The 20,583-nt window shown below is 60.2% G+C and carries 17 protein-coding genes; 6 read left to right on the forward strand and 11 right to left on the reverse strand.

Translation table 11 applies throughout. The features are described from left to right. Positions 1-15 precede the first annotated feature (15 nt). The 6 genes from HKK52_RS26180 to HKK52_RS26205 form a co-directional block, all read right to left on the reverse strand. Positions 16-1,284 (reverse strand): OprD family porin, encoded by a 1,269-nt coding sequence (locus tag HKK52_RS26180; protein WP_442962296.1) that lies wholly within the window; start codon positions 1,282-1,284, stop codon positions 16-18. A gap of 244 nt (positions 1,285-1,528) precedes the next feature. Then, positions 1,529-1,753 (reverse strand): hypothetical protein, encoded by a 225-nt coding sequence (locus tag HKK52_RS26185; RefSeq protein WP_169373155.1) that lies wholly within the window; start codon positions 1,751-1,753, stop codon positions 1,529-1,531. Positions 1,754-2,004: 251 nt separating this feature from the next. Next, a complete protein-coding gene (locus tag HKK52_RS26190; protein ID WP_169373156.1) occupies positions 2,005-3,369 on the reverse strand; it encodes a heavy metal sensor histidine kinase in 1,365 nt (454 codons plus the stop codon). Beyond that, positions 3,359-4,036: a heavy metal response regulator transcription factor gene (locus tag HKK52_RS26195; RefSeq protein ID WP_169373157.1), complete on the reverse strand. Its 678-nt coding sequence runs from the start codon at positions 4,034-4,036 to the stop codon at positions 3,359-3,361. The genes HKK52_RS26190 and HKK52_RS26195 overlap by 11 nt, the downstream gene beginning before the upstream one ends. Positions 4,037-4,045: 9 nt before the next feature. Continuing rightward, positions 4,046-7,138 carry a multidrug efflux RND transporter permease subunit gene (locus HKK52_RS26200; protein WP_169373158.1) on the reverse strand — a complete coding sequence of 1,031 codons (3,093 nt, stop codon included), beginning with the start codon at positions 7,136-7,138 and terminating at the stop codon, positions 4,046-4,048. Then, complete coding sequence (locus HKK52_RS26205) at positions 7,135-8,295, reverse strand: efflux RND transporter periplasmic adaptor subunit (RefSeq protein ID WP_169373159.1); 1,161 nt, start codon at positions 8,293-8,295, stop codon at positions 7,135-7,137. Before HKK52_RS26205 ends, HKK52_RS26200 begins: the two co-directional genes overlap by 4 nt. 368 nt (positions 8,296-8,663) lie before the next feature. Here HKK52_RS26205 and HKK52_RS26210 point away from each other — a divergent pair, with 368 nt between their 5' ends. Together HKK52_RS26210 and HKK52_RS26215 are read left to right on the forward strand one after the other, a co-directional pair. Then, positions 8,664-8,921 (forward strand): hypothetical protein, encoded by a 258-nt coding sequence (locus tag HKK52_RS26210; protein ID WP_169373160.1) that lies wholly within the window; start codon positions 8,664-8,666, stop codon positions 8,919-8,921. Positions 8,922-9,062: 141 nt separating this feature from the next. Then, positions 9,063-10,205, forward strand: coding sequence for a transporter substrate-binding domain-containing protein (locus tag HKK52_RS26215; RefSeq protein WP_169373161.1), 1,143 nt, complete (start codon positions 9,063-9,065; stop codon positions 10,203-10,205). Between the two features lie 57 nt (positions 10,206-10,262). Here HKK52_RS26215 and HKK52_RS26220 read toward each other — a convergent pair whose 3' ends face one another. The 5 genes from HKK52_RS26220 to norR form a co-directional block, all read right to left on the reverse strand. After that, the gene (locus HKK52_RS26220; protein WP_169373162.1) at positions 10,263-11,012 is read right to left on the reverse strand and encodes a YkgJ family cysteine cluster protein; all 750 of its coding nucleotides are present in this window, start codon (positions 11,010-11,012) and stop codon (positions 10,263-10,265) included. An 83-nt stretch (positions 11,013-11,095) separates the two neighbouring features. Further along, positions 11,096-11,422 (reverse strand): hypothetical protein, encoded by a 327-nt coding sequence (locus tag HKK52_RS26225; RefSeq protein WP_169373163.1) that lies wholly within the window; start codon positions 11,420-11,422, stop codon positions 11,096-11,098. A 133-nt stretch (positions 11,423-11,555) separates the two neighbouring features. Then, positions 11,556-12,014, reverse strand: coding sequence for a GNAT family N-acetyltransferase (locus HKK52_RS26230; protein WP_169373164.1), 459 nt, complete (start codon positions 12,012-12,014; stop codon positions 11,556-11,558). 26 nt (positions 12,015-12,040) lie between these two features. Continuing rightward, positions 12,041-12,943, reverse strand: coding sequence for a chemotaxis protein CheV (locus HKK52_RS26235; protein WP_169373165.1), 903 nt, complete (start codon positions 12,941-12,943; stop codon positions 12,041-12,043). A gap of 269 nt (positions 12,944-13,212) precedes the next feature. After that, positions 13,213-14,763 (reverse strand): nitric oxide reductase transcriptional regulator NorR, encoded by a 1,551-nt coding sequence (gene norR, locus HKK52_RS26240; RefSeq protein WP_169373166.1) that lies wholly within the window; start codon positions 14,761-14,763, stop codon positions 13,213-13,215. A gap of 148 nt (positions 14,764-14,911) precedes the next feature. Between norR and hmpA the strand changes: the two genes are divergently transcribed. The 4 genes from hmpA to cyoB all read left to right on the forward strand — a co-directional run bounded on the left by hmpA (position 14,912) and on the right by cyoB (position 20,583). Continuing rightward, complete coding sequence (gene hmpA / locus HKK52_RS26245; RefSeq protein WP_169373167.1) at positions 14,912-16,093, forward strand: NO-inducible flavohemoprotein; 1,182 nt, start codon at positions 14,912-14,914, stop codon at positions 16,091-16,093. Positions 16,094-16,294: 201 nt separating this feature from the next. Continuing rightward, positions 16,295-16,804, forward strand: coding sequence for a disulfide bond formation protein B (locus HKK52_RS26250; RefSeq protein WP_169373168.1), 510 nt, complete (start codon positions 16,295-16,297; stop codon positions 16,802-16,804). 800 nt (positions 16,805-17,604) lie between these two features. Further along, positions 17,605-18,549 carry a ubiquinol oxidase subunit II gene (gene cyoA / locus HKK52_RS26255; RefSeq protein WP_149658142.1) on the forward strand — a complete coding sequence of 315 codons (945 nt, stop codon included), beginning with the start codon at positions 17,605-17,607 and terminating at the stop codon, positions 18,547-18,549. 3 nt (positions 18,550-18,552) lie between these two features. Beyond that, complete coding sequence (gene cyoB / locus HKK52_RS26260) at positions 18,553-20,583, forward strand: cytochrome o ubiquinol oxidase subunit I (protein ID WP_169373169.1); 2,031 nt, start codon at positions 18,553-18,555, stop codon at positions 20,581-20,583.

A 20,583-nucleotide genomic window follows, 5' to 3' on the forward strand; every position in this document is an offset into this window, starting at 1 on the left:
GATTTATTACAGGCTTTAGAACACGTTGATCGGATAATCGACGATCACGCGGTATTCATCGGTGTCCTGATCCAGCGCGCCATATCCATTGCCGCCACGGTTGGTCGCCCATTGCAGGCGCAGCGAAAGGTCCTTGGCCTTGCCTTCCTGGACCACGTACTTGAGATCAATGTCGCGTTCCCAGTGCTTGGCGTGTTTGCCGTCGGCGCTGTACCACGAGGCGTAGCCCTTGCTGTCCGGGTCGACCTTGGTCAGGTCGGTTTCACCCCGTGAATAGGAAACCGCCGAGGTCAGGCCAGGCAGGCCGAGCCCGACGAAATCGTAGGCGTACTTGAGTTTCCACGAGCGCTCGTTCGGGCCGTTGAAGTCCGAGTACTGCTGGGAGTTGTCCAGAAAGACGCTGTCACCCTGGCTGATGTAGTCGAACGGCGTGTTGCCGTTGACCCGCTGGTACGCGGCCGTGACGCTGTGATTGCCCACGCCGACGGTGAAATGCAGGCTGTAGGTGTTGTTGTCGATGTTGCCCAGCAGCGCGTCACCGGTGTCTTGTGTGTGATAGAAGTGCAGGCCCGGGTTGAGGCTGACCAGGTCATTGAGCTGGTAGGTGTAATCCAGATCGTAGTAGTACTGGTTCCAGATGTCCTTGAGCTCAGACGCGTACAGGCTGCTGGTCAGGCCCGGCAAACCGCTCCAGGCCACACCGGCCCAGTTCAGGTGCTGGCTGTCGTCGCCATCGGTGAGGCTGCCATAAGAGGTGCCGATTCGCGTGTGGCCGCTCTGATTGTAAGGTTTGGTGAAGCTGGCCTGGCCGCCTTCGATGAGAAAACCGTCGAAGCTGTGGTTAGTCAGGCTGACGCCGCGAAAGGTCTGAGGCAGCATGCGGCTGTCGCCACCGGCGATCACCGGGTTGGTGAGAAACAGGTCACCGGCCTTCAATTCGGTATCAAAGGCACGCATTTTCAACGTACCGCCGGCCGTGGAAAACGAGCCCGGTGCTTTGCCGTTGCCATCGCTGATGGGCAGGATGCTCGAACCGTCAGTGCCGCCACCGCCGTCGAGTTTCAACCCGAGCATGGCGTGGGCATCAAGGCCGAAACCAACGGTGCCCTGGGTGAAACCGGATTCGAATTTACCGAGGAAACCCTGGCCCCACTCGATGTTGTCATCGGTGTTCTGATGCCGGTTGCGGTTCATGTAGTAGTTGCGGGCGTTTAGGTTGAGGCTCGACCCTTCGACAAAACCTTCGCGGCTGGAGTCATCGGCGGCCTGGGTGTTGGTGGCCATCGTTGCAGCGATTGCAATGAACAACGGGCTGAGCTTTAGAGAAAAAGACACGTGCGGTACAGCTCCTTTTGGGTCATTAACGTCAGTTCATGGATCGACGTTTTTTATTTCTTGTTTAGGGAGACGAAGCGAGGCGTGTTTTCTGCACAATAAAAAAAGCCGCTGATAGCAGCGGCTTTGAAGACAACTTTTCAAAGGAAAGAGCCAATGAAAAGTGTCGAGGGAAACAGAGCGATACGGTGGGTCAGCTGTCTTTCTCAACCTGTGGCTTGGCTGCAGAAGTGGACGCTTGAGGGGTTTGCTCAGCCTCGTGGGCCTTGGCGGTCAACTCGGCCTGGGATTGTTCGAACGCTTTGGCCCGCGCCGCATTTTGCGCGACGAAAGCTGGCGACTCTTCAGCCATGGCGAACGGGGACAGGAACAAAGTCGACAAAACGAAAGCGCTGGCAATACCCATAGTGTTGGACATCTTTAAAACCTTCTTGCTTGGCAAGTGCTGTTTGGTGCGCCAAGGTTAAGGTTCATGGGCGATGGGAAACAGAGCGGATTTCAGAAAGGACTGTTGCGTTGGAAGCAACAGTTGAGTGTTGATCGTTCCCACGCTCTGCGTGGGAATGCCTCAAGGGACGCTCCGCGTTCCAATGGGACGCGGAGCGTCCCGGGCTGCATTCCCACGCAGAGCGTGGGAACGATCTACGGGGGCAAGCTCCCTCGCCACAGTCAGACGGGGAGGTGGATGCCGAAGGTATTCATCCCATGATCACTGCGCACAAACACGTCCCCGCCGTGCATCAGCGCAATCGCCTTCACAATCGCCAGACCCAACCCATGGTTGTTCCCGCTGTTGCTGCGCGACGCATCCACCCGATAAAACCGCTCAAACAACCTCGGCAAATGCTCGCTGGCAATCGGCGACCCCGGATTGGCCACACCGATACTCACCTGATGCTCCTCGACCTCAATGCGCACCTGAATCACCTGCCCAGGCTCGGTATGTTGCACCGCGTTGCTCAGCAAGTTGATCAACGCCCGACGCAGATGTGCGATCTCGATCCGCACCTGCGCATCTCCGCTGACCTGCACCTGAACCTGCGCATCTTCCAGAATGAAATCCAGATACTCCAGGGTCGTCGCCACTTCATCGGCCAGTGAGGTAGAGGTCAGTTTGGTGGCCTTGCTGCCCTGGTCGGCGCTGGCGAGAAACAGCATGTCATTGATGATCGAACGCAACCGCTCCAGCTCTTCGAGGTTCGATTGCAGCACTTCGAAGTAATGTTCGGCCGAACGCCCGCGGGTCAGCGCCACTTGGGTCTGGCCAATCAGATTGGTCAGCGGCGAGCGTAATTCGTGGGCGACGTCGGCGTTGAACGACTCCAGCCGCGAATAGGCCTGTTCGACCCGTTCCAGGGTCGAGTTGAATGAGCTGACAAACTGATCCAGCTCCGGTGGCAACGGCGACAGGCGCAAACGGCCGGAACGCAACGGCGGTGCCAGACGCTGGGCTTCCTGGGACAACTTGATCAACGGTTTTAGGCCAATCCGCGCCACCCAATAACCCAGCGCCGAGGCGAGCAGCACGCCGATGATCGCCAGGCTGATCAGAGCGATCAGCAAATGATGCTGAGTCTGCAGAAACGTCTCGGTGTCGATGCCGATCATGAAGCGCAGCGCCGGGCGCTGGTCCTTGGCCGGGAACTGGCTGACCAGCACTTTCAGCGGAGAGGAATGATCCGGCAACAGCAAGTCGCGCCGCCCCAACGGCCCTTCGGCGAAGGCGCGGATCTGCGGAGTAATGTTGCCGTATTCGTACTGCGAATCGCCGCTGACGATCCAGAAACTGATGCGCTTGTCTTCTTCGCCGAGCAGCTTGAGCTTGTTGTTGATCTTCACCCAATGCTCGGGCGTGCCGTATCGGCCGACCGTGGATTCGAGCACGCTGTAACGCGCATCCAGCTCGGCTTCGGGCAACAGGCCCAGGCCTTTGTCGACCTGCTGGTACAAGGCCCAGCCGATCAGCAGAAACACCAGCAGCGCCACCAGCGTGAACATCCCGCTCAACCGTAGCGCTATCGAGTTACTGGACACCACGGCTCTCCAGCACATAACCCATGCCGCGGATGGTGTGCAGCAGTTTCTCGTCAAATGGCCCGTCGAGCTTGGCCCGCAGGCGTTTGATCGCGACTTCGACGACGTTGGCGTCACTGTCGAAATTGATGTCCCAGACCATCTCGGCAATCGCCGTTTTCGACAGAATTTCACCTTGCCGACGCGCCAACACGCTGAGCAGCGAGAACTCCTTGGCCGTCAGGTCCAGACGCGCGCCGGCGCGAGTAGCCTTGCGGCTGATCAAGTCGATCCACAGGTCGGCGATGCTCACTTGCACCGGTTCATGGCCGCCACTGCGCCGGGTCAGGGCTTGCAGGCGCGCCACCAGTTCAAGGAAGGAAAACGGTTTGCCGAGGTAATCGTCGGCGCCATCGCGCAGGCCTTTGATCCGGTCTTCCACACGCTCGCGGGCGGTGAGCATGATCACCGGGGTTTGTTTGCGCGCGCGCAAGGCCCGTAGCACGCCGAAGCCGTCGAGGCCCGGCAACATGACGTCGAGGATGATCACCGCGTAGTCGCTTTCCAGCGCCAGGTGCAGGCCTTCGACGCCGTCCCGCGCCAGGTCCACGGTGTAACCCTGTTCCGTCAGGCCGCGGTGCAGATAATCCGCGGTTTTTTCTTCATCTTCGATAATCAGAACGCGCATGACCCCGCCTCAGTCTGTGGTCGCCAGCACCGGTAGCGGTGCGGGTTTGGGCCGATGGAAAAGCCGCTCAAGCCACAAGTATATGACCGGAGTGGTAAACAGCGTCAGCGCCTGGCTCACCAGCAGCCCGCCGACTACGGCAATCCCCAATGGCTGGCGCAGTTCGGCGCCGGTGCCGTAGCCGAGCATCAGCGGCAACGCGCCGAGCAGGGCGGCGAGGGTGGTCATGATGATTGGCCGGAATCGAGTGATACAGGCCTGGAAAATCGCCTCTTCCGGCGGCAAGCCACCCTTGCGCTGGGCTTCGAGGGCGAAGTCGATCATCAGGATGCCGTTTTTCTTGACGATGCCGATCAGCAGCACCAGGCCGATCAGCGCCATGATCGAAAAGTCCTGGCCCCAGATCCACAGCATGATCACCGCGCCGAGCCCGGCCGACGGCAGGGTCGAGATGATGGTCAGTGGATGGACGAAGCTCTCGTAGAGCACGCCGAGAATGATGTACACCGCCACCAGTGCCGCGAGAATCAGCCACGGTTGGCTGGCCAGCGAACTCTGGAACGCCTGGGCCGCGCCCTGGAAGTTGCCACTGATGGCCGCCGGCATGCCGATTTCAGCCTTGGCCTGGTTGAGCAGAATCACCGCATCACCCAACGCGACGCCGGGCGCCAGGTTGAACGACAGGTTGGCCGCCGGGAACATCCCGTCGTGGGCGATGGACAACGGGCCAATGGTCGGCGCATCGAACTTCGCCAGGGCCGACAACGGCACCATCTCCCCGCTCAACGGCGAGCGCAGGTAGAAATAGTTCAGGCTCTCGGCCTTGCCGCGCTGCTTGGTGTCCAGTTCCAGGATTACGTTGTACTGGTTGATCTGGGTCTGGAACTCGTTGATCTGCCGCTGGCCGAAAGCGTCGTACAGCGCTTCGTCGACGTCACTGGCGGTCAGGCCGAAACGCGCGGCCGCACTGCGGTCGATGCTGATGTGGGTGATGCTGCCGCCCAGTTGCAAGTCGTTGGAAATATCGCGGAACGCCGGGTTTGTCCGCAGCTTGTCCGTCAGGCGCTGGGTCCAGGTGCTGAGCGTCGGGCCGTCGTTGCTCTTGAGTACGTATTGGTACTGGGCGCGGCTCGGGCCGGAGCTGAGGTTGATGTCCTGGCCGGCGCGCAGGTACAGCACGATGCCGGGGACTTTCATCAGTTGCGGGCGAATCCGGTCGATGAACTGGCTGGCGCTGACATCGCGGTCGCCGCGTTTCTTCAGGGCGATCCAGAACCGGCCGTTGGCGATGGTCTGGTTGCTGCCGGATACGCCGACCGAGTGGGAGAACGCCTGAACCGCTGGATCCGCGGCGACGATTTCCGCCATCGCCAGGTGTTTTTTCACCATGTCGCCGTAGGAAATATCGGCAGCCGCTTCGGTGGTGCCGAGGACGAAACCGGTGTCCTGGACCGGGAAGAAGCCCTTGGGGATAAAGATGTAACCGGCAATGGCCAGGCACAACGACAGGCAGAACACGCCGATCATGGTTCTCTGATGGGCGAGGGCGCGGCGCAGGTTCTTCTCATAACCGGCCAGCAAGCGGTCGCCGAAGGTCTTTTTGCTGTGGGCGTGATGGACGGGGGCGCGCATGAACAGCGCGGCCAGGGTTGGTGCCAGGGTCAGGGACACCACCACCGAAATCATGATGGTCGAAGTCGCGGTCAGGGCGAATTCCTTAAACAACCGCCCGACCACGCCGCCCATGAACAGCAGCGGAATAAACGCCGCCACCAGCGAGAAGCTGATCGAAACCACGGTGAAGCCAATCTCGCCGGAGCCCTTGATCGCCGCCTCGCGCATGCCGTCGCCGGCCTCCAGATGCCGGTGGATGTTCTCCACCACCACAATCGCATCGTCCACCACAAACCCCACGGCCACCACGATCGCCACCAGGGTCAGGTTGTTCAGGCTGAAACCCATGATGTACATCAGGGCGAAACTGGCGGTCAGCGACACACCGAGTACCGCCGACACAATCATGGTCGCCGACCATTGGCGCAAGAACAGCGCCATCACCGCCACCACCAGCATGATCGCGATCAGCAGGGTGATTTCCACTTCGTGCAACGAGGCGCGAATGGTCTGGGTGCGGTCGATCAACACCTTGACCTGCACCGAGGCCGGCAACATCGCTTCCAGGCCCGGCAAAGCGGCTTGAATGCGATCCACGGTCTCGACGATGTTCGCCCCCGGTTGCCGCGAAATCACCAGGTTCACCCCGGGTTGATCGCCGGCCCACGCCTGGACGTAGGCATCTTCCGAACCGTTGACGACTTTGGCGACATCTTTCAGGTGAACCGGTGCACCGTCCTTGTAGGAAACGATGAGCTGGCTGTATTCGTCGGGGTGGAACAATTGGTCGTTGGTGGACAGGGTCGAAATGCTCGATTCCCCATACAACGCACCTTTGGCCAGGTTGAGGCTGGTCTGCTGGATCGCCAGGCGAATGTCCGCCAGGGTCAGACCGATGGCCGCGAGCTTGTCCGCCGAGGCCTGGACGCGGATCGCCGGACGTTGCTGACCGGTGATGTTGATTTGGCCTACACCGTCGATCTGACTGATCTGACGCGAGAGCAGGGTTTCCACCAGGTCGCTGAGCTCGGTGCCCGGCATCTGGGTTGAGCTGACACTGAGGATCAGCACCGGGCTGTCGGCCGGGTTGACCTTCTTCCAGGTCGGCAGGGTCGGCATGTCCTTGGGCAGTTTGCCGGCGGCGGTGTTGATCGCGGCCTGGACTTCCTGGGCGGCGGTGTCGATGCTTTTATCGAGGGTGAATTGCAGGGTCAGCAGGCTGGAGCCGAGGGCGCTGCTCGACGTCATCTGGGTCATGCCGGGGATGGCGCTGAATTGCACTTCCAGCGGTGTGGCCACCGATGACGCCATGGTGTCGGGGCTGGCGCCGGGCAGTTGCGCGTTCACCTGAATGGTCGGGAATTCGGCTTCCGGCAGTGGCGCGATGGGCAGGCGCGGGAAGGCGATGACGCCCAGCAGCACCAGGGCAAAGGTCAACAGAATGGTGGCGACCGGGTGATCGATGCACCACGCGGACGGGCCTCTCATTGTTTAGGCTCCGCTTGCACCACTTGTGGCGGGTCGGTCAGCACCTGCACCGTGGAACCGGGCTTGAGCCGCGACTGGCCATCGCTGACCAGTACGTCACCCGGTTTGACGCCGCTGATGATGTCCTGGCCGCTGCCTTGGTAGACCATTTGCACTTGCACGGTCTCAACCTTGTCGCCTTTTACCCGGTACACGAAATGTTGATCGAGGCCGCGTTGTACGACCGTCGGCGGCACCACCAGCGCATCTTTATCCAGCGCTGTCTGAATTTTCACCGTGACCAGTAGGCCAGGCCAAAGCTTCTGGCCGGGGTTGTTGAATTCAGCCTTGGCGCGGATGGTCCCGGTGTTGGCGTTGATCTGGTTGTCGATCAGGGTCAGGTGACCTTCGCCCAGCAGGTTGCCGGTTTCGCCATCGGTGTCGGCGCCAATGTAGGCCTTGACCTGGGCGCGTTGCGGGTCGCCGATCAGGCCTTGCAGGGTCGGCAGCATTTGCTGCGGCAGGGAAAACTCCACGGCAATCGGGTCGATTTGCGTCACGGTGAACAGCCCTTGGGCGTCGGTCATGCGCAGGAAGTTGCCTTCGTCCACCGTACGAATCCCGACGCGACCGGTGACCGGGGAGCGAATCTGCGTGTAGGAAAGCTGCACCTGCGCCGCGTCGATGGAGGCTTGATTGCCCTGGGCGGTGGCTTTGAGTTGGTTGACCAGGGCTTGTTGCTGGTCGTAAGTCTGCTTGGACACGCCGTCATCGACACTCAGCAGCTTGTAGCGCTTGAGGTTGACCAGCGCCACTTGCAGTTGCGCCTGGCTTTCACCCAATTGGGCGCGGGCCTGGTCGAGGCTGGCACGGATCGAGCGGTCGTCGATGGTTGCGAGCAAGTCACCGGTCTTGACCAGTTGCCCTTCCTTGACCAGCAGCTTGGTAAGGATGCCGTCGATCTGCGGCCGCACCACGACGCTGTGCAGGGACAGCACCGAACCGATGCCGCTGACATAGCGCGGCACGTCCTTCGCGGCGACCGCGACCACCCGCACCGGAATCGCAGTTGGCGCGGCCAGTTTGGCGGTGGCCGGTTTGGTCGCGTACCACAGGCCCAACGCTGCCAGGACAATCAGAGGGGCTGCGATCAAGGCGGTTTTTTTCTGAATTCGCATGCGAGTGGGGCGCCGGGCTAGAGGGACGGGAACAGGGTCAGATTTTATACCTCCTCTTATAGTCCTGTTACCCGGTCAGGAAGGTGACTGCTAACTGACGGGGCTGTCAGTTTGGCAGGCGTATTTCGCCAGATAGACCGAGTTATCGTTCATCGCGGGCAAGCCTTGCTCCTACATTTGGAATGCATTCCCTGTAGGAGCGAGGCTTGCCCGCGAAGGCGTCAGACCCGTCACCGCCAAACCCACAGACCGACTACTTGTCGCTTGAAACTCGCCGCTTGCAGCTTGCCGCTCCCGACACAGGTATACTCGCGCCTTTCGCGGTCCACCCACCGGGCCCGACTCTTTGTGCACCACCCGGAGCTTTCATGACTTCCCCGACACAACCGCCGGTCGCCGACGCCTTGAGCGACGACCCGGCAGACCTGCCAGACAGCGTCGACTCCAGCGCAGACAGCGAAACCAAAGTCGCGATCCCGGCGTTCAAGTTTCCGTTCAAGCCGGGCGAGTTGGCCGCGGCCAAGAACGCCAACCAGCCGTGGTACAAGAACGGCGCCAAGAACGGCCACACCAAGACCCCTGGCGCAGCGCCACCGGGTACTCGTCGTTCGATGGGTAAACGCTGACCGTCAGCCCTTCTTGGGTTGGTAAAAAGTCTCCCTGTCATCGAGACAGTTCCCACAAGGATGAGCGATTCGTCCTCTGGGAAAGTCGGTGGCCACTCGTCGAAGATTCAGGTCCCTGAATTCTCGACGAAGGCCATCGAAATGCCCCTACTGAAAATCCTCTCTGTCCTGTCGCTGGCGATTCTGACCAGCGGTTGTGTTTCGTCTGCGGTCGAGCCTCAGATTCGCTTCGGCGTCGAAGCTCTGGTTCCGCCATTCGAGAGCCGTAACGACAGCGGCGAGTTGGTCGGGCTGAACATCGAGTTGGGCAATGCGTTGTGTGCCGAACTCCAATCCCGCTGTGTCTGGGTCGACCAGGACTACGCCACCAACATCGAAGCCCTTGAAGCCAATCGTTTCGACGTGATCATGCCGATGACCGCCACTCCGGCGCGTCGTGAGCGGATCGATTTCACCGACAACCTTTACCCGCTGAGCAGTCGACTGGTGGCCCGTGACGGGTCAGGCCTGCAACCCACGGCGGCAGCGCTCAAGGGCAAACGTGTAGGCGTCCTGGCGGGCACCAGCCGCGAAGCGTTTGCCAAGGCGCGCTGGGCTGAAGCGGGCGTGACGGTGCGCAGCTTCCAATTCAACGATCAACTGATTGCCGCCCTGCAGGCCGGGGAAATCGACGCCACCCTGCAAGATTCCATCGAAATCACCCATGCATTGCTGAACCATCCCCATGGTCGCGATTTCGCCTTTGCCGGGGCCGCGCTCAAGGATCCGATGCTGGGCAGTGGCGTGGCGATGGCCCTGCGCAAAAGCGACAGCGCGTTGCGCGACAACCTGAACGCGGCACTCGAGCGGCTCAAGCAAAACGGCCAGTACCAGGCGATTACCCAACGCTACCTGCCACCGGCAACGGCGGATTCGCCCAGCTACTTGCCAAACGACGAAGGCCTGCCGTTCTCCGATGCCGTTCAAGTCGGCGAGACGGTTTATCTGTCGGGTGTACTCGGTATCGGGGCGGATGGTGAACTGGTGAAGGGCGGCATCGGCCCGCAGATGACCCAGACCATGGAGAACCTGCGCAGCGCACTGCAACGCAGCGGCTCGTCCCTGGCCCATGTGGCCAAATGCACGGTCATCCTTACCGACATCAAGGATTTCAAAGCCATGAACGAGGTATACCAGCGCTACTTCCCGGCGGATCGTTTACCGGCTCGAACGACATTCGCGGCCAAGGCGTTGGTGCTGGATGCGCGGGTTGAAGTTGAATGCCTGGCGGTCGCCGCTCGCTAGGGGCAGCAGCCTGGATTGATCGTTCCCACGAGCGTGGGCACGATCAGTTGCCTGGGCTCAAGCCGCCCGCAGCGAGATAAACGCATAGTTGAGCGGTGCTTCAATCGCCACGTCAGCCCCGGCGGCCAGCACTTGCCCGGCAATGTCCTCGCCCGAGACATGAAACAGCCATTCACTGTCGGGTGCGTCCAGCGGTCGCGTTGCAACCTGATCAATGACTGAAGCAAACGCTCCCATCTCTGGCAGATAGGCGGTAAACCCATCGCCTTTCAGCGCTGTGGTGCGAATCCCCAGCAACCCGCAGATCGCATCCTTGGTTTGAACGTCGTCGCGATCTGCCTGGCGCGAACGCTGGATCAACGCCACCAGTTCCTGATCCACCAATTGCCCACCCACTATCAAATCCGGGCCCTGTTGCCACGACTCGGGCGGGCACTCTTTCACTGCCGGGTTCAGCGGGATGTGCGGATTGATTTCCATCGGATAGATGCGGCACACCAGCGGCCGGCGTTCGTAGATGCGGCAGAGGTTGTCTTCGTCAAGATTCCGACAGGGGCCGACGTTGTAGGCGGCGAAGGTGATGGCCACGTAGGCGTCGCTGGCGCCGCTTCGAACCCTTACCGACCGGCGTTCGGCATGCTCGCGTTGCTGCTCCGGCAGGCCCAGGCCATTGCCCAGGAAACCTTCCACCAGCACGATCACCTGACCGCCGTCGTTCGCCCACATGCGGGCTTCGGCCAGGGTCAGGGGAACGTGGTGATCGTTGCAGCATTTGCCGCAACCTACGCAGGAAAACGTCGTATTCATTGATCGAACGGCCGCCGGTGAGAGCATGAAAGGGCGACAGAAAGCCACCGCCAAGGCAGGTCCCGAAGCAAGTTATGCGCCATTCACGGCTTTTGGGCGGCCGGACGGATGGAGTCCCATTCGGTCACGTAGGCGGTTTTGCTTTTCTTGTTGTAGAGGCACAACTCGGTGCCTTGCTGGCCCTTCATGTGTTTTTGCGGGTATTGGCCTTGCAGCAGGAGCGCGGTATAGCCGACGCGGTCGTCGAATTGCGCGGCGGTGCCGACGGGTTTGGCGTCCTTCAGGCCGCTGGCCTTGGTACAACTGGCGAGTACGGCTTTGTCATAGGCAGCCCAGGCGTCGGGGCTGGAAGCGTGAGCCTGGGAGGCGAGGGCGGTGAGGCTGAGGAAGAGTAGGGTGGTGGTTTTCATCAATGGGCATCCTTGTGCGTGTTGGCCAAGGTTGGAGTATGCCTGATGGTGATGGGGTGTTTGTGCGGGCCTCTTCGCGGGCAAGCCTTGCTCCTACAGATTTGTGTTTGTGCCTGCCCGCGAAGGCGGTTTATCAGACCGGCACCGGCTCCCGCCGAACCACCCGCATTCCGGCGCTTTCATACAACCGCTGGGCCCGAAGGTTGTCTTCCAGCACCTTCAAATCGACAAACCCCTCGCGGCGCTGCTGAAACACTTTGAAAGCATGCAGCAACAAGGCCCGGCCCAGACCGAGCCCTTGCGCGCGGGGATGCACCACCAGGTTCTTGATGTAGGCGCTGGTCCAGCACTGGCAAACGCCAACGATCCCTTCGTCATCCAGCGCGATAAAGCACAGGCTCGGATCGTATTCGGGATCAGTTTCAAAACGCTGTTGCCAGACCTCCAGCGCCGGCACCCGACCGCCGCCTTCGCGATAACCCGTCTCCATCAACTGATGCACGGCTTCGGCGAGTTCCGGGCGGTAGTGGCACAGTTCAACGCCGCTGGGCCAGGCGCTGGCGGGCACGGCTTCAGCGAGGTTGCGCCGCATCAGAAAGCAAAATTCCTCGGCCAAACTCAGTAACCCTGTTCGGCGACAGCCTTGGCGGCTTCGATCAGGCACTTGGTCAGTTCCGGCGAGGAGAACTTGGTCAGCACCCCGTTCGCCCCGGCCAGGCGTGCCTTTTCGCTGTTCATCGCGCTGTCGAGCGAGGTGTGCAGCAGCACGTAGAGGTGCGAGAAGTCCGGTGTTTCACGCAGGGTGCGGGTGAAGGCATAGCCGTCCATCTCCGACATTTCGATGTCCGAGACGATCAGGTTGATCTGCTGGGCGGTGCCTTGCAGGTCCAGCAGGCAGTCGATGGCTTCCTTGGCGCTGCGGGCGGTGTGGCATTGCAGGCCGAGGTTGCGCAGGGTGTGTACTGATTGCTGCAGCGCAGTCTGGCTGTCATCGACCACCAGGATTCGCGCGTTGCCCAAGACTTCGGCGTCTTCCATGCTCAGCTCGGTCGGGGCCGTTTCGATCTGCGCCGGGGCGATACCGTGGATGACCTTTTCAATGTCCAGCACTTGCACCAGCACGCCGTCGACCGAGGTCACGCCGGTGATGTAAGAACGCACACCGCCGGAACCGAAGGGCGGCGGACGGATGTCGGTGGTCAGGCAGTGGACGATCTTGCTCACGGCCTGCACGTGCAGGCCCTGCTTGGAGCGGCTGACGTCAGTGACGATCAGGCAGCCACCGTTGGGATCTTCCAGCGGTCGCTCGCCAATGGCGCGGCTCAGGTCGATCACCGACAACGAGGCGCCGCGCAGGGTGGCGATGCCTTTGACGTGGGGATGCGACTCCGGCAGCTTGGTCAGCGGCGGGCAGGGGATGATTTCACTGACTTTCAGCAGGTTGATCGCCATCAGCTTGCCGCTGCGCAAGGTAAACAGAAGAAGCGAAAGTGAATCTGCGCGGGCTTTGGTGGAGGACATAAAAACCTTCTTTGGACAAAGGTGATGGGCGAGTAAAGAATCGCCAGAAGCTATTGATGCCGGGTTATCGACTTGTTGGGGGCAGGCTTTAGGCTAAATCCCCGCATTGCCGACCAGTGCGATCTCTGTAGCAGCTGCCGAAGGCTGCGTCCGGCTGCGAAGCAGTCGTAAAACCTGAGCTTGCGGTGCAACAGGTGTACTGCGTTTTGCCCGGGTGGCGAGGACTTCGTCCTCGAACGCAGCCTTCGGCAGCTGCTACAGGGTGCGGGTTATTTCATCCCCAACCGCTTGGCCATCCGCCCCAGGTTTGCCCGATCCAAGCCTAGCTCACGGGCCGCGCTCGCCCAATTGTGGTGGTGGCGTTCCAGACAAGCGTTGATCAGTTGCCGCTGATAATCCTCGGTCGCGACCCGTAAGTCACCCGAGACTAAAGCCACAGGGCTGACCGCCGGTTGCTCGGCAGGCACTTCAACACTGCCGTGGGGCAAATCCAGATCAGCGGCGCTCAAACTGAGAATCTTCGGCCGCTCCTTGCAGTTGCCCAACGCTTTTAATGCGCTACGGCCAATCAAGTGCTCCAGCTCCCGCACGTTCCCCGGCCACTGATACGCGAGCAGCGCTGCCTGGGCATCGCTGTTCAAGCGCAGACTATTGAGGCCCATGCGTGAACGGTTCTGTTCCAGGAAAAAGCCGCTGAGCAGCAACACATCGCGCCCGCGATCCCGCAGCGCCGGGACCAGCAGCGGATAAACGCTCAGGCGATGGTAGAAGTCGGCGCGATAGCGGCCACTGCGTACTTCCTCGGCCAGGTCACGGTTGGTCGCCGCGATCAGCCGCACGTCCACTTGATGCTCTTTATCCGAACCCAGGCGCTGCAACTGGCCGCTTTGCAGCACCCGCAGCAACTTGGCCTGCACGGTCAGGGACAGTTCGCCGACTTCATCGAGAAACAGCGTGCCGCCATTGGCCAGTTCGAACTTGCCGCGCCGGTCGCTGGTCGCGCCGGTGAACGCGCCACGGACATGGCCGAACAGTTCGCTTTCCACCAAAGTGTCCGGCAGGGCGGCGCAGTTGAGGCTGATGATCGGTTTGTCGGCGCGCCCGGAGGCGGCGTGAATCGCCTGGGCCACCAGTTCCTTGCCGACCCCGGTTTCCCCGGTGATCAGCACGGTCAGGTCGCTGCCGCCCACCAGGCTGATTTCTTCTACTAGGCGTTTGTGGGCCTTGCTCTGGCCGATCATCTCGCGGTTCTGCTGGCCGCTGGCCTGACGGTAAACCTCGGCGCGCTGGTGTTCGTCTTCGGCGCGATTGGCCAGTCGCTGAATGCGCTCGGCGGCGTTGACGGTGGCGGCGGCGAGGCTGGCGAAGGCTTGCAGGGCGTCGAGTTCGATCGGCTCGAAGCGCTCCGGGTCCAGCGCATCGAGGGTCAGCAGGCCCCACGGGCGTTCATCGATAAACAATGGGCAGCCCATGCAATCGTGGACTTCCAGGTGCTCATCCAAGCCATCGACCAACCCGTCATAAGGATCGGGCAAGTCGCTGTCGGCGGCGAAGCGGGTCGGGCCCGGGCTGCTGAGCAACGCTTCGAAGCGCGGGTGTTCACTGACTTTGAAGCGTCGGCCGAGTGTGTCGGTGCTCAAACCGTCGACGGCCAGCGGCACCAGCCATTCACCGTCGAGGCGCAGCAGGGCGGCGGCATCGCAGGGCAGCAGGGCGCGCATGGCTTCGAGCAGGCGCCGATAGCGCTCACCTTCGGGCAATTCGCGGGACAGGTCGGAGACCAGGGGCAGCAGGGCGGTGAGCAGTGATTTTGCAGTCATAGTGACTCCGTGTAGTCGAGATGACTATAAAGCAGTCAGTGTCGATATGACTACGTAGTATTTAAGTTGTTGATTTTTATGGTTTAAATTGTTGGCATGGAAACTGATAAGCCTAGGGTAATCACATAAAAGCTCAGGAGTCGCCCTAATGCTTAGCGTTCAAGACCGTGCCATCGTCAAATCCACCGTGCCGTTGCTGGAAAGCGGTGGCGAAGCGCTGATCACTCACTTCTATCGCATGATGCTCTCCGAATACCCGGAAGTCCGCCCGCTGTTCAACCAGGCCCACCAGGCCAGCGGTGATCAGCCCCGGGCCCTGGCCAATGGCGTGTTGATGTACGCACGTCACATCGATCAGCTCGACCAATTGGGCGATCTGGTGGCCAAGATCATTAACAAGCACGTGGCCCTGCAAATCCTCCCGGAACATTACCCGATTGTCGGCACCTGCCTGCTGCGCGCCATCGCCGAAGTGCTGGGCGAAGAGATCGCCACGCCGGAAGTCATCGGTGCCTGGGGTGCGGCCTACAACCAATTGGCCGACATCCTGATCGGCGCGGAAACCAGCATCTACGACCAGAAAGAACAGGCACCCGGCGGCTGGCGCGGGGCGCGGGACTTCATCGTCGTGGCCAAGGTCGAGGAAAGCGCGGAAATCATCTCGTTCTACTTCGAACCGGCCGACAAAGGCCCGATCCTCGCCGCCGAGCCGGGCCAGTACATCGGTATGAAGCTGATCCTTGATGGCGAAGAGATTCGTCGTAATTACTCGTTGTCGTCCCTGTCGGACAACGGCCAGTACCGTATCAGCGTCAAGCGCGAAGCCGGTGGCCGCGCCTCCAACCACTTGCACGATCAACTGCATGTCGGCGCGACCATTCAGTTGTTCCCACCGTCGGGGGAGTTCACCCTGACCGCCAGCGACAAACCATTGGTGCTGATCAGTGGCGGCGTCGGCATCACCCCGACCATCGCCATGCTTGAAGCGGCGCTGGCCACCGAACGGCCGGTGCACTTTATCCACTGCGCGCGTAACGGCAGCGTCCACGCGTTCCGTGACTGGATTGACGGCTTGGCCGAGCGTCATCCGCAACTCAAGCGCTTCTATTGCTACGCCGAAGATGACGGCGTGAGCCCGGCGGCGGACAAGGTCGGGTTGTTGAGCCAGGAGCAGTTGGGCGCCTGGTTGCCGCAGCAGCGGGACCTGGATGCTTATTTCCTGGGGCCTAAAGGCTTTATGGCGGCGATCAAGCGTCATTTGAAAGCGTTGGGTGTGCCGGAGAAGCAAAGCCGTTATGAGTTCTTTGGGCCGGCTTCTGCTCTGGAGTAATCAGTAGGCGCGGTGAGTCGGTCTCACCGCGTCGCTTCAATCGCGGGCAAGCCTTGCTCCACCTCGATCTTGAGCCGTGACTTAATCCCTCCTTAACCAGCCTATCGTCTATTCCCCGACAGCTACCGGCGCGCGCCAGGCTCTCAACGGCCATGGTCTGCGTGTAGACTTCCGGCAATTGATATTCAGAAGGGAAACGCGATGAGTGACGAAACGATGCGATTGGGCCGTGAGCGGCGTTACCTGGTGTTGCTGGGCATCATCTGCCTGGCACTGATCGGCGGCGCGCTGTACATGCAGGTGGTGCTGGAAGAAGCACCGTGCCCGCTGTGCATCCTGCAACGTTATGCGTTGCTGCTGATCGCCATCTTCGCCTTCATCGGCGCGGCCATGCGCACCCGTCGCAGCCTCACGGTGTTCGAGGTGCTGGTGGTGATCTGCGCGCTTGGTGGCGTCGCGGTGGCCGGGCATCACGTCTATACGCAGTTCTACCCGGCGGTGAGCTGCGGCGTTGATGTGCTGCAACCGATCGTCGATGGCCTGCCGCTGGCGAAGATCTTCCCGCTGGGCTTCCAGGTCGATGGCTTCTGCGACACGCCGTACCCGCCGATCCTCGGCCTGTCGCTGGCGCAGTGGGCGTTGGTGTCGTTTGTACTCGTGGTGGTGCTGGTGCCGCTGCTGGTCTCGCGTAACCGCAAGGCCTTGCGCTAACCCGCGGCAGCAAACAAAAAACGCCCCGGTCCTCGTTGAGAGGGCCGGGGCGTTTTGCATTTCAGAGCGCAAGTAAACAGATCGTGATGTGCGACAGCGAAGGGTGCGCAACGTGTGCGACATGTTGTCACAGCTGGAGTGTCGCAACTCATTTCAAGGCGCGGAATCGGTGCATAGCTACGCAACGATTTGAGTCGATTTTAGCCTCAGCCCATTTGTTCATCTCAATGGTGTAACAGGCAGTTTTAACAAGCGCCGGCGAATCGCCAGACCCCTTGCTGACCGGGGCTTTGGTGGCCCTGGCGGATGGCCACGCGCCATGAAGGCTGTCTGAACCGAGGGTGGTAGCCCCACAAATTTTGGTGTTTTTGTTGAGAATTAATTTCGATACCATGCCGAACTTTTGCAAAATCCGTTAATGATTGTTGCTGGAATGGATAAAAATTATTTCGGGATGAGACATGGTTTATGCGTCGCGACGTATCTACAATCGCCCGCACTGAATTCCCGGCGCTGCTCTCTACTGAGCAGATAGGGCGTCGAAAGGCCTGACGGCTTTATGCGACTCCCAGGTGTCGGTGCCTTTCCGACTATCCGCACCAAATGGAATTGGTCTGTAACAAGGCCTTTGACCACGAATTCGAATAAGAACTCACCGCTAGCCCAGGATTTGTCGAACAGCGTCTGACGCGCGACGGGCAGCCCTTATTCAATCCAAGAAAAATGCCAACCCTTGGCAGGGTGAAGTGTTGGCGATCAAAACCCAACTGCATTGCGCAAGCTGCTTTAGAGGTCGTGAGATGAGTAAAAACAGGTACCCCAGACTACTAGGCTTATTGCCGCTGCTCGGCACGTTGTTGCTGTCAGGCTGCAACATGACCTTGCTCGACCCCAAGGGCCAGGTCGGCCTGGATGAGCGAAACCTGATCATCACCGCAACGCTGCTGATGCTGTTGGTCGTTGTGCCGGTCATCGTCATGACGTTCCTGTTCGCCTGGAAATATCGCGCTTCCAACCCGAACGCGGTGTACGCGCCAAAGTGGTCGCACTCCACCAAGATCGAAATCGCGGTGTGGGCTGTTCCAGTCCTGATCATCATTGCCCTGGGTTACGTGACCTACATTTCGACCCACGCCCTGGACCCTTACAAGCCGCTGGAATCCGACGTCAAGCCGATCACCGTTGAGGTGGTCTCCATGGACTGGAAGTGGCTGTTCATCTACCCGGAACAAGGCATCGCCACCGTTAACAAACTGGTGTTCCCGGCCAACACGCCCATCAATTTCAAAATCACCTCTGACACCGTGATGAACTCGTTCTTCATCCCGGGCCTGGGTGGCCAGATCTACGCGATGGCGGGCATGGAAACCAAGCTGCACCTGATTGCCAACCAGAACGCTGAATTCGACGGTATCTCCGCCAACTACAGCGGCGCGGGTTTCACCGGCATGAAGTTCAAAGCTATCGCCACTTCCCAGGCGGATTTCGATGCCTGGGTCAGTGATGTCAAGAAGGCACCTAAACAGCTGGAAAAAGCTGAATACGAAGCCCTTTCCAAACCAAGCCAGAACAACCCAGTCGAGCTCTACTCCTCGTTCACGCCAAACCTGTTCCAGATCATCGTCGACAAGTACGAAGGCATGAAACCGGGCCAGCCAATGCATCACGAGAAAAAAGAGCACGAAATGGCCGCCATGGAAGGGATGGACATGAGTTCGCATTCAGCTGCCGGGGCAGAGGAGTAAACGATGTTTGGTAAATTAAGTTGGGAAGCGGTCCCGTTCCACGAACCGATCGTGATGATTACCATCGCCATGATCGCGCTCGGTGGTCTGGCGGTATTCGGGCTGATCACCTATTTCAAGAAGTGGACCTACCTGTGGACCGAGTGGCTGACGTCGGTCGACCACAAGAAAATCGGCGTGATGTACATCATCGTCGCCATGATCATGCTGCTGCGCGGTTTTGCCGACGCCATCATGATGCGTTCCCAGCTGGCCCTGGCCACCGAGGGCTCGCCTGGCTACCTGCCACCTGAACACTATGACCAGATCTTCACCGCTCACGGTGTGATCATGATCATCTTCATGGCGATGCCATTCTTCACCGGCCTGATGAACCTTGCAGTGCCGCTGCAGATCGGCGCCCGTGACGTTGCCTACCCGTTCCTGAACTCCTTGAGCTTCTGGCTGCTGGTGTCCGGCGTTGTGCTGGTAAACGTGTCCCTGGGTGTCGGCGAATTCGCCCGTACCGGTTGGGTTGCGTATCCACCGCTGTCGGAACTGGGTTATAGCCCGGGCGTTGGTGTGGACTACTACATCTGGGCATTACAACTGTCCGGGCTAGGTACGACACTGACGGGGGTCAACTTCCTGGCCACCGTGCTGAAAATGCGTACCCCGGGCATGAAGATGATGGACATGCCGATCTTCACCTGGACCTGCACCTGGGCCAACGTATTGATCGTCGCTTCGTTCCCGATTCTGACCGCTACCCTGGCACTGCTGACGCTTGACCGTTACATGGATTTCCACATTTTCACCAATGAACTTGGTGGCAATCCAATGATGTACGTCAACCTGTTCTGGGCCTGGGGTCACCCCGAGGTTTACATCCTGATTCTGCCGGCGTTCGGGGTCTTCTCCGAAGTCATCTCGACCTTCTCCGGCAAGCGTCTGTTCGGCCACCACTCGATGATCTACGCCTCGGGCGCGATCTCGATCCTGGGCTTCATGGTCTGGCTGCACCACTTCTTCACCATGGGGTCGGGTGCGAGCGTCAACGCCTTCTTCGGGCTGGCGACGATGCTGATCTCGATTCCGACGGGGGTGAAGCTATTCAACTGGCTGTTCACCATCTACCGCGGACGCCTGCAGTTCACCAGCCAGGTGCTCTGGACCCTGGGCTTCATGGTGACCTTCGCCATCGGCGGCATGACCGGCGTACTGCTGGCCATCCCGGGTGCTGACTTCGTGCTGCACAACAGCCTGTTCGTGATCGCTCACTTCCACAACGTGATCATCGGCGGCGCAGTATTCGGCTACATCGCTGGTTTCGCTTTCTTCTTCCCTAAAGCGTTCGGCTTCAAGCTGCACGAAGGTTGGGGCAAGGCAGCGTTCTGGTTCTGGATCTCGGGCTTCTTCGTCGCGTTCATGCCGCTCTATGCACTGGGCTTCATGGGCATGACCCGTCGTCTGAACGCCACCACCAACCCTGAGTGGGTGCCTTACCTGCACGTCGCCATGTTCGGCGCGGTGATGATCGCTGTCGGTATCGCCTGCCAGTTGATCCAGCTGTACGTCAGTGTGCGTGACCGCAAGAAGCCAGAGAACATGTGCGAACACGGCGATCCGTGGAATGCCCACACGCTGGAATGGTCGACCTCGTCGCCACCGCCGTTCTACAACTTCGCCGTACTGCCGAAAGCCCCAGGCATCGACCCGTTCACTGAAGCCAAGGAAAACGGTACTGCGTACCAGACTCCGGCCAAGTACGAGCCGATCCACATGCCAAACAACACCGCGACCGGCCTGGTCATGGGTGCTCTGTTGACCGTGTTCGGTTTCGCCATGATCTGGCACATCTGGTGGATGGCCATCTTCGGCCTCGCCGGTACCGTGATCTACTTCGTAATCCATGCTGCCCGTGATGACCAGGGCTATATGGTGCCGGTCGACGTGATCGAGCGCATCGAAGCCGAGCAGCACAAGCGTCTGGTAGCAGCAGGGAAAATCCCGGCTGGCGCCACCCGTGTTGAAACCTCGTTGGAACAGGCTTAA

This window comes from Pseudomonas sp. ADAK2 (assembly GCF_012935755.1).
Classification (GTDB): Bacteria; Pseudomonadota; Gammaproteobacteria; order Pseudomonadales; family Pseudomonadaceae; genus Aquipseudomonas.

Coding starts and splice junctions, on each gene's coding strand:
- HKK52_RS26180 (WP_442962296.1), bottom strand. CDS start 1,284: ATGGCCACCAACACCCAGGCCGCCGATGACTCCAGCCGCGAAGGTTTT.
- HKK52_RS26185 (WP_169373155.1), bottom strand. CDS start 1,753: ATGTCCAACACTATGGGTATTGCCAGCGCTTTCGTTTTGTCGACTTTG.
- HKK52_RS26195 (WP_169373157.1), bottom strand. CDS start 4,036: ATGCGCGTTCTGATTATCGAAGATGAAGAAAAAACCGCGGATTATCTG.
- HKK52_RS26200 (WP_169373158.1), bottom strand. CDS start 7,138: ATGAGAGGCCCGTCCGCGTGGTGCATCGATCACCCGGTCGCCACCATT.
- HKK52_RS26205 (WP_169373159.1), bottom strand. CDS start 8,295: ATGCGAATTCAGAAAAAAACCGCCTTGATCGCAGCCCCTCTGATTGTC.
- HKK52_RS26210 (WP_169373160.1), top strand. CDS start 8,664: ATGACTTCCCCGACACAACCGCCGGTCGCCGACGCCTTGAGCGACGAC.
- HKK52_RS26215 (WP_169373161.1), top strand. CDS start 9,063: ATGCCCCTACTGAAAATCCTCTCTGTCCTGTCGCTGGCGATTCTGACC.
- HKK52_RS26220 (WP_169373162.1), bottom strand. CDS start 11,012: ATGAATACGACGTTTTCCTGCGTAGGTTGCGGCAAATGCTGCAACGAT.
- HKK52_RS26225 (WP_169373163.1), bottom strand. CDS start 11,422: ATGAAAACCACCACCCTACTCTTCCTCAGCCTCACCGCCCTCGCCTCC.
- HKK52_RS26230 (WP_169373164.1), bottom strand. CDS start 12,014: ATGCGGCGCAACCTCGCTGAAGCCGTGCCCGCCAGCGCCTGGCCCAGC.
- HKK52_RS26235 (WP_169373165.1), bottom strand. CDS start 12,943: ATGTCCTCCACCAAAGCCCGCGCAGATTCACTTTCGCTTCTTCTGTTT.
- norR (WP_169373166.1), bottom strand. CDS start 14,763: ATGACTGCAAAATCACTGCTCACCGCCCTGCTGCCCCTGGTCTCCGAC.
- hmpA (WP_169373167.1), top strand. CDS start 14,912: ATGCTTAGCGTTCAAGACCGTGCCATCGTCAAATCCACCGTGCCGTTG.
- HKK52_RS26250 (WP_169373168.1), top strand. CDS start 16,295: ATGAGTGACGAAACGATGCGATTGGGCCGTGAGCGGCGTTACCTGGTG.
- cyoA (WP_149658142.1), top strand. CDS start 17,605: ATGAGTAAAAACAGGTACCCCAGACTACTAGGCTTATTGCCGCTGCTC.
- cyoB (WP_169373169.1), top strand. CDS start 18,553: ATGTTTGGTAAATTAAGTTGGGAAGCGGTCCCGTTCCACGAACCGATC.